Consider the following 14,519-nt stretch of genomic DNA (forward strand, 5'->3'; position numbering starts at 1 on the left):
CTCCCCCGCCGTGTCATGCACTCGCCCCCCGTGCCCGTCCCGGCACGGGTGCCCCGGGTCACCGCCCGGGGCACCCGCCGGCTCCATGGGCCCGTCGCGACCCGGGCGGGGGGCGACCCCCGTACGCCCCTCTCGCGCCGTGTCGTGCGCGACGTGGCCCGGCATGCCGGAACCGCTCATGACGCCCCCTGGATTTCCAATGAGAACCACACCCGCTTCCCCGTCTCGCCGGGGTCGGGCGGTGCGATGCCCCAGTCGTCGACCAGCGCGGCCACGATGGCGAGCCCGCGTCCGGACTCGTCGGCGTCGTCCGCCGTGCGGTGGCGCGGCAGGTCGGGCGAGTGGTCGGCGACCGTCACCCGCACTTCGTGGTCGGTGCATTCGACGCTGACGGTGACCATGTCACCGGCGTCGGGGCTGCCGTGCCTGACGGCGTTGGCGAAGAGTTCGTCGGTGGCCAGGACGGCGTTGTCGAGCTCCTCGGCCGGCAACCGCAGGTACGACAGCTGCTCGGCGACCATGCGCCGTACGCCCGAGGCGCGCGAGGGCTGCGCGGGGACCACGACGCGAAGGGAACGCGCCGCGCTCACGGGGACGGGCTCGGCCGGAGCCGCGGACGTGACCGGGGCGGTCCGGGCGCTCTCACCGGGCCAGGGCCGACCGGTGGGCGAGTCATGGTCCGCGCCGCGCGTCAGCGAGGGCGACGGCCGACGGCGGTGTGCCCTGGGTGCCGTCATCGTGCCTCCTTCGAGTGCAGCACGGGTGGGGGACGGTCTCGGTGGCTGCCCGTGCAGCCAACCGGCCGGAGCGGCGGCGGACCAGGGGGTACGGGGGTTGTCCGGTTGCAGGCGCGTAGTGGTGTGGCATGTATGTTCGAAAGCGTGAGCAACGTGAGCGAGGACCGGGCGGTCGACAGCGGGCAGGGTGCCCGCGGCTGGTCCGGCGTGAGCGGCAAGCGCGTGCTCGTCACCGGCGGCACACGAGGCCTCGGCGAGCAGATCGTGCGGCTGCTGGCCGCCGAGGGCGCCCGGGTCGCGACATGTGCCCGTACGGCACGGGACCTGGAGACGCTGAGAGGCACGGTCGACGCCGCGGCGCCCGACGGGTTGTTCACCCGGGCCCTCGATGTCACCGAACCGGAGCGGCTGGAGGCGTTCGTCACGGCCTCGGCCGGTCGTTTCGGCGGCCTGGACGGTGTGGTGGCCTGCGCGGGAGGTTCCCGCGGGCGCGGCCTCGAACAGACGGACGCCGGGGACTGGGCCGCGACCTGGGAACTGAACGTCGGACACACCGCGCGGCTGGTACGGGCCGCCGTGCCGTATCTGCGGACGGCGGGCGGTGGCTCGGTCGTGGTCATCTCGTCGATCTCCGGCTGGAAGCCGGGGCCCAACGCGCAGTACGGAACCGCGAAGTCCGCGCAGATCCATCTGGCCGCCTCGCTGGCCCGCGAGCTCGGCCCGGACGGGATCCGGGTGAACTCCGTCTCGCCGGGGTCGATGCTCATCCCGGGACGGCGCTGGGACCGGATGCGCAGGGAGGAACCCGAGGCCTTCGCCGCGTTCGCGGCGGCCGAGCTGCCGGGCGGAGAGCCGGTCGCGCCGCAGGAGGTGGCTCGCGTGGTGGCGTTCCTGCTGTCGGACTGGTCGAGCGGGATCTCCGGGGCCAATCTGCCCGTCGACCGCGCCCAGAACTCCCCCTCGCCCGACGGTTACTAAGCCGTCGGGCAGGCCGGTCGTGCCGGGGCCGATGGTCATGCCACCGCCCCCAGCACCGGTCGGGACCTGCGCTCGAACTCCTGGACCAGCGGCTCGTGGCTGCGGGGCTCCAGCCTCTTGCGGAAGTCACGCAGGGCCTGGATGGACCGCTCGCTGTGCACCGCACTGAGGGTGTCGAGGGCCTTGGTGGCCGTACCGATCGCCTCATCGAGGCGGTTCTGCTGGAGGTGCGCGGTCGCCAGTACGGAACGGCTGATGGCCTGGCGCCTGCGCCGGTCGGCGTTGGCGTCGACCGACTCACCGGCGGTGCGCTCCGCCTGTGCGGCCAGGCCGAGGTCGCGGAAGCACAGGGCGGACTCGGCCTGCAGATAGTGGTGGTCGAGGAAGCGCACCCACACGGACTCCTGCGCGGCTCCCCGGCTCGCGTCCAGCTGCTGTTCCGCGAGCTTCAGCGCCTCGGCCGTCTCACCGGAGCGGCCCCGCGCCGCGTGTCCGCGCGCCGACATGGCGTACAGACGCATCAGGCCGAGCGGGCTGCCGGAGTCCTTCGCGGTCGCGATGCCGGCCCTCGCCAGGGCCACGCCCTCGTCCGGGCGGCCGAGGTTGGTGGCGAGGTGGGAGAGACCGGCCAGGATCTGCCCGCCCAGGACGCGGTCACGGCCCTCGGCACAGAGGCGCAGCCCCTGGGTCATGTAGCGCTGTGCGAGTCCGTACTCCCCCGCGTCGTACGAGCTCCAGCCCGCCATCGCGGCGAGGCGGGCGGCAGCCGCGTACAGCAGGCGCTGCTGGTGCGGGGGTGTGCCGCGGCGCTGGAGCATGGGGACGACCTCGGTGCACAGGTAGTGCACGATGCTCGTGCGCACTCCGCCGCCGCCGAAGTGGTTGTCCATCTGGTCGAACATGCTGATCATGGCGTGGACCTGCTCGACGGGTCCCCCGTCGGTCACCGGCGCGAGGTGGGTGACGTCGTGGTCCCCGGCGTGCTCCACCAGCCAGAGCAGCCAATCCCGCTGAGGGTTCGTCAGGGCGCCGGCGACGAAGGGGACCGCGCCGAGGAGGCTGCGGCGGGAGATGTCGGTGGAACCCAGTTCGGCCAAGGTGTGCAAGGTGTCTGCCAGGTCTTCGCGGTACACGAGTGCCCTGCCGACGACCGGTCGTTGCTGGTCGGGCAGAAAGCCGAGGTCCGTCGGCGAGACGGCGTGGCCGAGTCGCTCGGACAGGACGGCGGCGATCGACTCGGGGGTGTTTCCCCGGGGTTGCTGGCCGTTCAGCCAGCGGGTGACCGACGCCTTGTCGTAGTTGGAGTCCGTGCCCTGTCTGCGCCCCAGTTCGTTGACCCGGAGGGCGAGCGAGGCATAGGAGCACCCGGCGTCTCTGAGGGCAGCCGACAGCGCCTTGTTGGCCCCGGCGGGACCCTTGCCCGGGCTCCTCGGTTGTCCGTCGCTCACGGTGGCCATCCAGGTGTCGCATCGCGGTGCTGCGGTCTGCCCTCCCTGCCGGGGCGTCAAGTCCGGGAAGGCGATGCGCTGTTGTGCGCCGTCGCCGCCGGACTGTGCGGCAGGTCACTCGATCACTATGATGGCCGACACACACAACCCGCAACAAGCGTTCTGATAATTTCAGAACGATCCTCATCGCTCTGTCTGTGTCAGCGACCTCGTGGCACACTGCACGCTGTGACGGCCGTTCCGGGAGGTAGGACGTGAGCGACAACCGCTCGGGCGGCAGTGCACCGACCGTCCTGCGGATGGTTCTCGGCAAGCGGCTCCGGCAACTGCGGGAACAGGCCGGAGTCTCCTTCGAGGACGCCACGCGGGCGATCGAGGTCACGCCTCTGACGGTCCGCCGGATCGAAAAGGCCGAGGTCGGCCTCCGTATCCCCTACGTGAGGGAGTTGCTGCACACCTACGGAGTCCCGGAGTCCGAGGTCGAGGACTTCCTCTCGCTGGCCAGGGAGGCCAACCAGCCCGGCTGGTGGTACTCGTACCGCGATGTGCTGCCGGACTGGTTCAGCGCCTACGTGAGCCTGGAGAGCGAAGCCAGCGTCATCCGTCTCTACGAACCCCACTACGTCCCGGGCCTGTTGCAGACGCACGACTACGTGGCGGCGCTCATGCACATCGGCTTTCCCAACGAGACGAAGGAGGACATCGACCGCCGTGTCGCCCTGCGCCTCAAGCGCCAGGACCTGCTCTCGAAGTCCGAGGCACCGGCCGTCTGGGCCATCCTGGACGAGACGGTGCTGCGCCGCCCGGTGGGCGGGGCCGAGGTGATGCGGGCCCAGATCGACCGGCTGAACGAGGCCCTGGACATGCCGAAGGTCCGGATCCAGATACTGCGCTACTCCGTGGGAGCCCACCCGGGCGCGTTCGGCCCCTTCCACCACTTCCGCTTCGGCTTCTCCGAACTTCCCGACGTCGTCTACACCGAGAGCCTCGTCGGCTCGGTCTACGTCGACCAGCCGGCCGACGTCGTGACGTACCTCGAAGTAATGGACCGGATGTCCGTGCAGGCGGAACCGGTCGCTCGGACCAGGGCCATCCTGGCTGAACTGCGTAAGGAGTTGTGAGCCATGACTTCCATGGACCCCATCCACAGCGGTATGCCCGCCATCGATCTGGGTACCGAGGGCTGGCACAAGCCCTGGAGCGGCACCAACGGCGGCAGCTGCGTCGAGGCCAAGCGACTGCCCGACGGCAGCGTCGCGTTCCGCCAGTCCAAGGACCCGGAGGGGCCCGCGCTGATCTACACCCGGGACGAGATGATCTCGTTCCTGGAGGGCGCGAAGTCCGGCCAGGCCGACTTCCTCATCGCCTGACGCCTCTCGTCGCCCGGCATCCCTGGTCGCCCGGCATCTCCAGTCGCCCCACAACCCGCTAGAACTCCCGCGTCGGGAGCCCGTGCTCCGACGCCCTCGCCCGCCCGGACCGGACGGCACCACTACGCCCGCACAACCATCCACCACTACGGCCGCACAACCGGACAACCCGCACGCGCACTCCCGCCGTGCGGGTCGCCCGGTCACACTGAGGAAGTCGGTCGTCCGGAGGGAGTGGTATGCGCACGCTCCATGAGGCCGTCGACCGGTGCCGGACACTGGTCGTCGAGGGCCCCGACGGCATCGTCAGAAGCGGGCTGCTCGCCGAACTGGTCCGAGGCGGATTCACGATCAGACGCTCACGGAGCCATCTGCACCACGTGGACCCGACGCGTCCGTACCGCGAACTCCTCGCCGCCCCCGGCCGCCTGGCGGTCGACGGCGGCATCGTCCACGAACTCGTCTACGGGCCGCTGCGCCGCGGACACTCCCGGGTGACCTGGATCCAGGCGCTCGACTTCGCCGAGTCCGTGGCCGAACGGGACGGCGCGCTTCTCCATCTGACGGACTCCGGACGCCGCCCGGACACCGAGGGCGCCGAGGCTGCCGACGCCTACCGCCGGGTGTTCCGCACCCTCGCCCAGCACGTCCCCGTCGTCACTCTGGACGTCGGCGGCCCCGGCCCTCCCATCCGTGCGCCATCCGCTCCCCATCTTCAACTGGGGCGTTGCAAAGGGCAGTTGACGGTAGGTTGGAAGCAGACCGCGTGACGCACGGCAGGAGATCTCGCATGGCAGACGGCCAGTCCACTCCCGACCAGGACGCTTTGTCCAAGATCGACACCACGGTGCCGCATTCGGCCCGCATCTGGAACTACTGGATGGGCGGCAAGGACAACTACGAGGTCGACCGGGAGGCGGGCGACGCCTACCGCGAGATCGCCCCGAACATCGAGACGATGGCCCGCGCCTCCCGCGGCTATCTGATCCGTACCGTGACGTTCGTCGCCGGTGAGCTGGGCATCCGCCAGTTCCTGGACATCGGCACGGGCCTGCCCACGTACGACAACACCCACCAGGTCGCCCAGCGCGTGGCGCCCGAGTCGCGGATCGTCTACGTGGACAACGACCCGCTGGTCCTGCGGCACGCCCAGGCGCTGCTCACCAGCACCCCCGAGGGCGTCACCGACTACATCGACGCGGACCTGCACGAGCCCGAGCAGATCATCGAGGCCGCGGGCAAGATCCTGGACTTCAACAAGCCCGTCGCGCTGATGCTGATGGGCATCCTGGGCCACATCCAGGACTACGAAGAGGCCCAGTCGATCGTCCGCCGTCTCCAGGCCGCCCTGCCGCCGGGCAGCTACTTCGTGCACTACGACAGCACGGACACGGACGCCGAACTCAAGCGGGCCCAGGAGGGCTACGACGACACCGGCGCCGTCCCGTACGTGCTGCGCAGCCCGCGGGAGATCTCCGTCTACTACGACGGTCTGGAACTGCTGGAGCCCGGCATCGTCTCCTGCCCGCTGTGGCGCCCCGAGCCGGGCACCACTCCGGAGGCGACGGACGTGTACGGGGGCGTCGCCCGCAAGTCCTGAAGCGTGAGCGCTTCAAGCGCGAGCCCTCAGACGACGTGAGCCGTGGTCCCTGACGCCCCCCGTTGGCGCCAGGGACCATCCCAGGTCCCGCCGGTCAGGGCCGTGCGGCCGGCTCGATGTTCTGGTTGAGCCGGAACAGGTTGCCCGGGTCGTACTCGGCCTTGATCCGGGCCAGCCGGGCGTAGTTGTCGCGGTAGCTGGCCCGTACGCGCTCCTGGCCCTCGTCCATCATCATGTTGACGTACGCGCCGCCCGCCGAGTACGGGTGGAGGGCCTCGAAGTAGTCGACGGTCCACCGCTTGATGTCGTCGGCGTTGGCCGGGTCGGGGTCCACGCCCGCGAAGACGGAGGCCCAGCGCGCGTCGCGGTAGCTCCAGGCGGTGTCCGTCGGCGCGTGGTCGTGGACGGCGCCGTCGATCGGGTACAGGTGCATCGTCGACTTCATGGTGGGCAGTTCGGCACCGAACTTGGCATGCAGGTCGATCGCCTCGGCGGGGATCTCGTTGACGAAGTCGGCACGCCAGTACCACTGGTCGCCGGGCGGGTAGAGGCCGTCGAAGGCACCCTGGATCATGGGATGCGGCATCGGCGCGGGGCCGTGCAGCATCGGCTCCGGCAGGGCGTCGAGCAGGGGCGCCATCGCGCGGGCCGCCGCGTCCGTGTCCTCTCCGGCGTAGCACCACACGACACCGCAGGCCTTGCGTCCATGCAGTTCCTCGGGGAACGGCGGGGCGGGCGGGACGGCGCCGATCAGGAAGAAGCCGTTCAGTTCGCGGGGCGCGTGCGGGATGAAGTCGCGGTAGGCGGCGAGTACTTCGGCGCACTGCTCGACGGGCCAGAACGTGGGACCCGCCACGACCGTGCTCACCTCGTGCAGCCGGAACAGGAACGAGGTGACGACACCGAAGTTGCCGCCTCCGCCGCGGATCGCCCAGAACAGGTCCGGGTTCTCGTCGGCGCTCGCGCGCACGTGGCGGCCGTCGGCAAGGACGAGCTCGGCCTCCAGGAGGTTGTCGATGGCCAGCCCGCACTTGCGGGTGAGATGGCCGAGGCCGCCGCCCAGTGTGAGGCCCCCGACGCCGGTCGTGGAGATGATGCCGCTCGGGGTGGCCAGACCGTGCGCGTTGGTGGCCTGGTCCACCTCTCCCCAGACGCAGCCGCCGCCGACGCGTACCGTCCTGGCCTCGGGGTCGACCTGGATGTCCTTGAGCGGGGACAGGTCGACGACCACGCCGTCGTCGCAGGTCCCGAGTCCCGCGCCGTGGTGCCCGCCGCCGCGTACGGCGAGCGGCAGGCCGTGGGCGCGGGCGAAGCCGACGGCGTGCGTGACGTCCTCGGCGCTCGTACAGCGCGCCACCAGGGCGGGCCGACGTTCGATCATCGCGTTGTAGACGGGACTGGCCTCGGCGTAGCCGGAGTCGTCCGGCCCGATCAACTGGCCCTTGAACTGGGTGAGTTCCTGCCGGGCCGCTTGTGCTGGTGTGACGGACATGTGCATCCCCCGATCCGGGACCCTGCTTCCGGGGCCCCTTCCATGGCCCTGTTTCTAGTCCCGTCCCCCGTGCGCAGATATCCGTGCCGGTCACTCAGCTCGGCGTCGGCGGCTACCTAGGTCTCGCGTCCGGGCACCAGTCCCAGCTCCGTGGCGCGGGCGGTGGCCTGGCGCCGGGAACGGGCACCGAGCTTGTCCAGTACGGCGGAGACGTGGTTGTCGACCGTACGGACCGACACCACGAGCCGCTCGGCGATCTCGGGGTTGGTCAGCCCCTGGGCCAGCAGCCGCATGACCTGGAGCTGGCGTTCGGTGAGGCCCGCGGGGTTGTCCCGGGTCGCGGCGAGCGGGCCGCGCGGGATGTGGCGCACGCCCAGCTGCCGCAGTTCGCCGCGGACCAGGCGGGCCAGGGGCTCCGCACCGAGCGCGTCCAGAGCGGCGAGGGCGGTGAGCTTGTCGTCCGGGTCCGGGCTCTCGGCGAGGGCGGCGGCATCCTCGTACGGGCAGCCGGCCGCGCGCCAGACCTCCGCCGCCTCGCGCCAGCGTCCGGCGGCCTGGAGCGCGTACGGATGGTCCCAGCTGTCCCCTGCGGGTACGGGGCTTCCGGCCTTGGTGAGCCAGTAGCCGAGCTCGGCCACGTGCGGCATGGCGGACAGGCGGCGTGCCTCCTCGAAGACCTCACCGGCGACCGCGACGACCGCCGCGTGATCGCCCCGGAGCCAGGCAGCCTCCGCCCGGGCGACCGCGACCGGCCCGGTGCGCTGCAGTTCACGGGTGCGTACGGCGATCTCCCAGGCCTCGTCGAGGAGTTCCTCCCCGCCGTCCCGTCCGCGGCGGACGCGGACCCGCGCCAGCACGGTCAGCGCGGGACAGCGGGCGGGCACGAAGTCGTGGGCGCCGATCTCGGCGTGCCGCTCGGCGTCGTCCCAGGCCGCGGCGGCGAACCGGCGCAGCCCCATCGCGACATGGAGATAGCTCAGGAACCCGACGTGTTCCGCCCGGTCCGCCAGCGCCATCCCGGGTGCCAGGAACCGGTCGGCCTCGGTGAACTCAAGGCGTTGGAGCAGGGTCCAGATGAGGTTGGCGTACGAGCGGCAGGCGTGCTCGACCTCGCCCGCGGCCAGCGCGACCTTCAGGCTCTCCTCCAACTGGGCGCGGCCCTGCGGGTCGCCGTCGCGCCAGCGGGCGGAGCCGACGTTGTTGAGGGCGTGCGCGAGGATAGCGTCGTCGCCGGTGCGGCGGGCCAGGGCGATGGCGCGCTCGCCGAAGTCGATGGCCAGGGCGGTGCGTTCGGAGAGCATGTGGAGCTGGGAGGTGTTGCTGAGGGCGAGCGCGAGCAGCCGGTCGTCGCCCGCGTCCTCCAGCACGGCGATGGCCTCGCGCGCGGCACGCTGGGCCTCGTCGGCGTTGCCCGCCCACCAGTGGATACGGGACAGCCAGCGCAGGTCGGCGCCGAGCGCGCGGGTGTCGCCGAGGAACCGGCGCAGCGCGACCGCGTCTTGTTCGGCGTCGACGGCTGCCGCGGAGTCGGCGATGGTGTAGCTCTCGACGGCGAACCGCTCCAGCAGGTCGGCCAGTTCGGCGGCCTCGAACCGGTCGCGCTGTCGCAGGACGAGCCGCAGATGGGCAGCGGCCTCCCGGTGCGCGCCCGCCCCGGAGGCGTCCCGGGCGGCGTCGGGACCGTACCTCGCGATGGCCTCCTGGTCGCCGGCCTCCGCCGCGTGGTGAACGACGCGGGCCGGATCGGAGCCGGACTTCGCGACCAGCGCGGCCAGGACCTGGCGGTTGAGCTCGATACGTCGTGCGGCGGGCAGCGAGTCCGCGATGGCACGGCGGATCAACTCGTGGCGGAATCCGGCCCGTTCGGGTGTCACGGTGAGCAGTCCGCGCTGTTCGGCGGCGGCCAGCTCTGCCACGCCATCCGTGAACAGCGCGTCGACGAGGGACCGTTCGACGGCGGACGGGACGACGGCGAGCTGTTCCAGGGCGTCGCGGGTGCGGTCGTCCAGGCCGCGCAGCCGGGCCAGCACGGCGTCGACCACGGTCGGCGGGACCCCGCCGGTTCCGCCCGCCGCCACGACTTCGGCGACGAAGAACGGGTTGCCCGAGGTCACCTCGTACACCTCCGCCGGGTCCAGGCGGCTCACCGCGCTCAGCTCCCGCACGGCGCCCGCGGAGAGGCGGGACAGGGGGAGGCGGTGCACGCGTTCGGCCCTGGAGACCTGGCCCAGGAGGTGGTGCAGGGGGTGGCGGCGGTCCAGTTCGTCGTCGCGGTAGGTGAGGACGAGGAGGGCCGGGAGGCGTTCCACCCGGTGCACCAGGAACCGCAGGGCGTCGAGCGAGGCCTCGTCGGCCCAGTGCACGTCCTCGACGACGAGGACGGCCGGGTGCGGGGCTGCAGTCAGCTCGGCCCGCAGGGCGTCGTACACCCGGGGCCGGTCGCCGCCCGCCGTGAGAGCCCGGGCAAGTTCGGCGCCGACGCTGCCGACGAGGTCGCGGAAGGGGCCGAGCGGCCGTCGCGTCGCGAGGTCGTCGCACTCCCCCACCAGGACGCGTGCCTTCTCCGGCAGCACGGCCGGCATGGCCTTCACCAGGCTCGACTTGCCGATACCGGCCTCGCCGAAGACGAGCGCCACCGAACCGGCTCCGTCGGCCGCGTCCCGCGCGGCGACGGCCAGCTGATCCAGCTCGTCGTCTCGTTCGAGGATCCCCCAATCCACTCTGTGATTCTGGCACGCGCCGGGCCGTTCCGGTCGGTCGCGACCCACCTGAACCGCGCGGGGACGCGACCGGCGGTGCCTTCCCGCCCGACCGGAGAGACCGATCCGCGACCTCACCACTCCCTTCCGCATCGACGGCCACACCGTGCACGCCTCTTGAAGCCCGACAGCCGCACTGCATAGGATCGTCCACAGTCGAATGAATCGTTTCAAACACCCTCATCACTTCGTCACCCGCATCCGTGCACGCCTGTACGCAACCAAGGGGCCCCAGATGACCAAGGGTTGGAACCGCCGCGCCTTCCTCCGCACCTCCGTCGCCGGAGCAGGCGCCTCAGCCGCTCTGGGTTCCGGGACCGTCGACACCGCCACCGCGTCGGCGGGAACGGCGGCCGACGCCTCAGGAGCGAGCCGGCTGCGGATCGAGCGCACGACCGTCGAGTACGCCGAGACGCTGCTCGGCACCGAGGTGGAAAAGCCCAGACTCACCTGGGAGTTGGCTGCCGAGGGGCGCGGGGCCCGGCAGACCGCGTACCAGGTGAGAGTGGCGCTGAGCGAGAAGGGTCTGCGCCAGGGGCGGCGCACGGTCTGGGACTCGGGGCGGGTCACGTCGGACCGTACGGTCGGGATCGTGTACGACGGCCCGGCTCTCCATCCGCGCACCCGCTACCACTGGCACGTCAGGGTCTGGGACGGCGAGGGCCGGCCGTCGGCGTGGAGCGCGCCGCGCTGGTGGGAGACAACGTTGTCGAAGGATGCCTGGGAGGGGTTCTGGATCGGCGCGGAGGCGGCGCCGGAGCCGCCGAAGTTCACCGGTGCGTCCTGGATCTGGTCGCCCGGTTCGACCTCCAACAGCGCGCCCGCCGGGCCCCGTTGGTTCCGCGGCTCGCTGACGCCGGCCGCGGGCGCGGAGATCCGGAAGGCGACGCTGCTCGCCACGGCCGACGACGACTTCACCCTGTATCTCGACGGCGAGCGGGTGGCGCACCAGCCCGAGCAGACCGATGCCTGGCGGCAGGGCCATCTCGTCGACGTCACCGAACAGGTGCGGGCCGCCGGGTCCGGGCCGATCGTGGTCGCCGCGCTGGCGACGAACCGCGGCAACGCCTCCGTCAACCCCGGAGGACTGCTCGTACGGCTCATCGTGGAGACCGGATCGGACACGGTCGAACTGGTCACGGGTGAGGGGTGGCGCTCTGCCGAGAGTGAGCAAGAGGGCTGGCAGCGACCGGAGTTCGACGACAGCGGGTGGCCCGAGGCGGCCGTGCTCGCGGCGTACGGCCAAGGGCCTTGGGGCAACGGTGTGTCGATCGCGGCGACCGAGCAGCCGGCTCCGCTGCTGCGACGCGAGTTCGCCGTGCCGAAGCCCGTGGCGCGCGCCCGGCTCTACATCAGCGGACTCGCCTACTACGACGCGGAGATCAACGGCAGACGTGTCGGCCGCCAGGTCCTCGACCCGGGCTTCACCGACTACGACGAGACCGTGCTGTACGCGGTCCACGACGTGACGGACCACCTCCGTCGGGGCACCAACGCGATCGGGGTGACCCTCGGCCGCGGCTTCTTCGGCATGACGACACCGAACGTGTGGAACTGGCACCTCCCTCCGTGGCACGGCGAGCCGCGCCTCCTCGGCCAGCTGGAGATCGACCACCTGGACGGCTCCCGCACCACGATCGCCACGGACGACCGGTGGCGGATCACCGAGGGTCCGACCCTCTCCAACTCCCTCTACGCGGGCGAGAGTTACGACGCGCGCAAGTCGCCCGGAGCGGCCTGGTCCCGCCCCGGATTCGACGACAGCGGCTGGCGGAAGGTCAAGCGCCAGGAGGCCCCGAAGGGCACCCTGCACGCCCAGCCGCACGATCCGATCGAGATCATCGAGACCGTACGCCCGGTCGCCGTCAAGGAGTTGAGCGAGGGCGTGTACGTCGTCGACATGGGCCGCACGACAGCAGGCTGGACGCGGCTGACCGTGCGGGCCGCTGCCGGGACGACCGTGCGCCTGATCCACGGAGAGAAGCTGAAGTCCGACGGGAGCGTCCACGCCGAGACCGGGCACGTGCCGGGCCGGTTCCAGACCGACGAGTACGTGTGCGCGGGCGGCGGCGCCGACGAGGTGTGGGAGCCCAAGTTCTCTTACAAGGGCTTCCGTTACGTGCAGATCAGCGGGCTGCCCGCGAAGCCGGAACCGTCTCAGGTGCTGGGCCGGGTCGTCCATACGCGCGTGGCGGAGACGGGTACCTTCGCCTGCTCCGAGCCGTTCTACGAGCGGTTGGAGGCGGCGATGCGGCGCACGGTCCTCAACAACCTGCACGGCATCCCGACGGACACGCCGATGTACGAGAAGAACGGCTGGACCGGTGACGCGCAGCTGGGCGCGCCCGTGATGACGTACGCGCTAGGCGTGCACCGCTTCCTGTCGAAGTGGCTCGGTGACCTGAAGGACAGTCAGAACCCCGACGGGCAGCTGCCGGTGATCGTGCCGAGCGGCGGCTGGGGATACGGCGACCTCGGTCCGTCGCCGGAGTGGACGACGGTGTACCCCTTCCTGCTGCGGGAGATGTACCGCGTCTACGGGGACGAGCGGCTGGCCCGCGACCACTGGACGCCGCTGACCCGCTACCTGGACTGGGAGATCTCCCGGCTCAAGGACGGCCTCGCGGTGACCGCCCTGGGCGACTATCTCCCGCCGGGGTACGGCGGCAACCCGCCCGAGGACACCCGGCTGACCGCGACGGCGTATCTGCACCGGGCACTCACGGGCACGGCGGAACTGGCGGATCTGCTGCGCGACGCCGAGGTCGCGGACCGCTACCGCAGGGCCGCCGCCGGGCTCAAGGAGGCGTTCAACACGGCCTTCCTGGGCCCGGACGGCCACTACCGCACGGCGAAGGACCCCGACTACCGCCAGACCAACAACTGCATTCCGCTCGCCTTCGGGCTGGTCCCGCCGGGCGCCCGGGCCACGGTCGTCGACTCGCTCCTCGCCGACATCAAGCGGCGCGGCAACCATCTCAACACCGGCGCGCTCGGCACGAGTGTGCTGTTGCGGCAGCTGTCCGCGCAGGGCCATTCCGAGGTGGCCCACGCGATCGCCACCCAGCGCACGTACCCGAGTTGGGGCTACTGGTTCGACAACGGCGCCGACACCATGTGGGAGATGTGGCCGCTCGACTCGCGCTCCCGCGACCACTACTTCCAGGGCACGGTCGTGCAGTGGTTGTACGAGAACGTGGCCGGGCTGCGTCCCGGAGACGCGGGCTACCGGACCTTCACGGTCCGCCCGGACGGCCGTACGGGCGTGAACTGGGCCCGCACCTCGGTCCGCACGGTGCGTGGCGAGGCCTCGGCGGCGTGGTCGGTCGTGGACGGTTCGACACGTCTGTCCGTGCGGGTGCCGGTGGGTTCGACGGCCGAGGTGTACGTGCCCTCCGCGAGTCGCTCGGCCGTGAAGGCGCCGGGCGGGGCGGAATTCGTGCGGGTGGAGCCGGGGTTCGTGGTGTATGAAGTGGCGCACGGCGGCTGGGAGTTCGTGGCCCGGGCCCGGGCCGCCGGATGATGTGAGCCGGCGGCGGGAACGGCTGCCGTTGACCGCGCCGCGGCCTGGGACCTCGGACCGAGAAGGGCATCAACGTGCAGCTCAACACCCGTACGTGGGGATCCGGCGACAAGAGCGCCGTGCTCGTCCACGGCATCATGTCCGGCTCCCGCACCTGGCGGCGGGTCGGACCGGCGCTGGCCGAGCGCGGGTACCGGGTGGTCGCGGTGGATCTGCGCGGGCACGGCGCTTCGCCTCGCGGCGAGTACAGCCCCGCGCTCTTCGCCCGCGACCTCGTGGACACGCTGACCGAGCGGGCCGATGTGGCCATCGGGCACTCCCTGGGCGGACTCGCCCTCTCGCTGGCCGTCGACCGGCTGCGGCCGTGCCGGGCGGTGTACTGCGACCCGGTCTGGGCGACGTCCGCGCCCGACCGGCGGGTGAACGCTGCCGCGTTCGTCGAGGGCAAGCACGCGACCCGCGAGCACATCGCCCGGCTCAACCCCCGCTGGGACGAGGCCGACATCGACGTCGAACTCGCCACCCTCGCGGACTGGGATCCCGACACGTCCCACTTCCTCGGCGACCGCCCGCTGCTCGGCTTCCTTCCCGCCCACCCGGTGGTCCCCTCAC

Annotated in this window: 11 protein-coding genes; 7 read left to right on the forward strand and 4 right to left on the reverse strand. The window is 71.6% G+C overall.

Going from position 1 to position 14,519, the window contains the following annotated elements; all coding sequences use genetic code 11:
• Window positions 1–176: 176 nt before the first annotated feature.
• On the reverse strand, window positions 177–737 hold the full coding sequence (locus AOK17_RS37785) for an ATP-binding protein (protein ID WP_079053503.1): 561 nt from the start codon (window positions 735–737) through the stop codon (window positions 177–179).
• Between the two features lie 153 nt (window positions 738–890).
• On the opposite strand from AOK17_RS37785, the gene AOK17_RS37790 reads away from it, so the two are divergent.
• Complete coding sequence (locus AOK17_RS37790; protein WP_055617139.1) at window positions 891–1,715, forward strand: SDR family NAD(P)-dependent oxidoreductase; 825 nt, start codon at window positions 891–893, stop codon at window positions 1,713–1,715.
• 35 nt (window positions 1,716–1,750) lie between these two features.
• Here the strand turns inward: AOK17_RS37790 and AOK17_RS37795 are convergent, their stop codons facing one another.
• Complete coding sequence (locus AOK17_RS37795; protein ID WP_055617132.1) at window positions 1,751–3,172, reverse strand: NsdA family TPR-like regulatory protein; 1,422 nt, start codon at window positions 3,170–3,172, stop codon at window positions 1,751–1,753.
• 290 nt (window positions 3,173–3,462) lie between these two features.
• Here AOK17_RS37795 and AOK17_RS37800 point away from each other — a divergent pair, with 290 nt between their 5' ends.
• From AOK17_RS37800 to AOK17_RS37815, 4 genes are all read left to right on the forward strand, one after another.
• Complete coding sequence (locus AOK17_RS37800; protein WP_055617140.1) at window positions 3,463–4,284, forward strand: helix-turn-helix domain-containing protein; 822 nt, start codon at window positions 3,463–3,465, stop codon at window positions 4,282–4,284.
• A 3-nt stretch (window positions 4,285–4,287) separates the two neighbouring features.
• Window positions 4,288–4,533, forward strand: a complete 246-nt coding sequence (locus AOK17_RS37805) for a DUF397 domain-containing protein (RefSeq protein ID WP_055617133.1) — start codon at window positions 4,288–4,290, stop codon at window positions 4,531–4,533.
• Between the two features lie 239 nt (window positions 4,534–4,772).
• Entirely contained in the window at window positions 4,773–5,303 is a 531-nt protein-coding gene (locus tag AOK17_RS37810) for a hypothetical protein (RefSeq protein ID WP_055617134.1), read from the forward strand.
• 20 nt (window positions 5,304–5,323) lie between these two features.
• Entirely contained in the window at window positions 5,324–6,133 is an 810-nt protein-coding gene (locus AOK17_RS37815) for an SAM-dependent methyltransferase (protein ID WP_055617135.1), read from the forward strand.
• A gap of 94 nt (window positions 6,134–6,227) precedes the next feature.
• Here the strand turns inward: AOK17_RS37815 and AOK17_RS37820 are convergent, their stop codons facing one another.
• Window positions 6,228–7,625, reverse strand: coding sequence for an FAD-binding oxidoreductase (locus AOK17_RS37820; RefSeq protein ID WP_055617141.1), 1,398 nt, complete (start codon window positions 7,623–7,625; stop codon window positions 6,228–6,230).
• A 116-nt stretch (window positions 7,626–7,741) separates the two neighbouring features.
• Window positions 7,742–10,345, reverse strand: coding sequence for an ATP-binding protein (locus AOK17_RS37825; protein ID WP_055617136.1), 2,604 nt, complete (start codon window positions 10,343–10,345; stop codon window positions 7,742–7,744).
• A gap of 274 nt (window positions 10,346–10,619) precedes the next feature.
• On the opposite strand from AOK17_RS37825, the gene AOK17_RS37830 reads away from it, so the two are divergent.
• Together AOK17_RS37830 and AOK17_RS37835 are read left to right on the forward strand one after the other, a co-directional pair.
• Complete coding sequence (locus tag AOK17_RS37830) at window positions 10,620–13,907, forward strand: family 78 glycoside hydrolase catalytic domain (protein ID WP_055617142.1); 3,288 nt, start codon at window positions 10,620–10,622, stop codon at window positions 13,905–13,907.
• 74 nt (window positions 13,908–13,981) lie between these two features.
• The coding region (locus AOK17_RS37835) for an alpha/beta fold hydrolase (protein WP_055617137.1) at window positions 13,982–14,519 on the forward strand (538 nt) is incomplete at its 3' end.

It is taken from the genome of Streptomyces phaeochromogenes (genome assembly GCF_001418655.1).
GTDB lineage: Bacteria > Actinomycetota > Actinomycetes > Streptomycetales > Streptomycetaceae > Streptomyces > Streptomyces phaeochromogenes.

Bases quoted from the DNA above. Each gene is read 5' to 3' on its own strand.
- AOK17_RS37815 (WP_055617135.1), top strand. From the start codon at position 5,324: ATGGCAGACGGCCAGTCCACTCCCGACCAGGACGCTTTGTCCAAGATC.
- AOK17_RS37820 (WP_055617141.1), bottom strand. From the start codon at position 7,625: ATGTCCGTCACACCAGCACAAGCGGCCCGGCAGGAACTCACCCAGTTC.
- AOK17_RS37830 (WP_055617142.1), top strand. From the start codon at position 10,620: ATGACCAAGGGTTGGAACCGCCGCGCCTTCCTCCGCACCTCCGTCGCC.
- AOK17_RS37795 (WP_055617132.1), bottom strand. From the start codon at position 3,172: ATGGCCACCGTGAGCGACGGACAACCGAGGAGCCCGGGCAAGGGTCCC.
- AOK17_RS37785 (WP_079053503.1), bottom strand. From the start codon at position 737: ATGACGGCACCCAGGGCACACCGCCGTCGGCCGTCGCCCTCGCTGACG.
- AOK17_RS37810 (WP_055617134.1), top strand. From the start codon at position 4,773: ATGCGCACGCTCCATGAGGCCGTCGACCGGTGCCGGACACTGGTCGTC.
- AOK17_RS37805 (WP_055617133.1), top strand. From the start codon at position 4,288: ATGACTTCCATGGACCCCATCCACAGCGGTATGCCCGCCATCGATCTG.
- AOK17_RS37800 (WP_055617140.1), top strand. From the start codon at position 3,463: ATGGTTCTCGGCAAGCGGCTCCGGCAACTGCGGGAACAGGCCGGAGTC.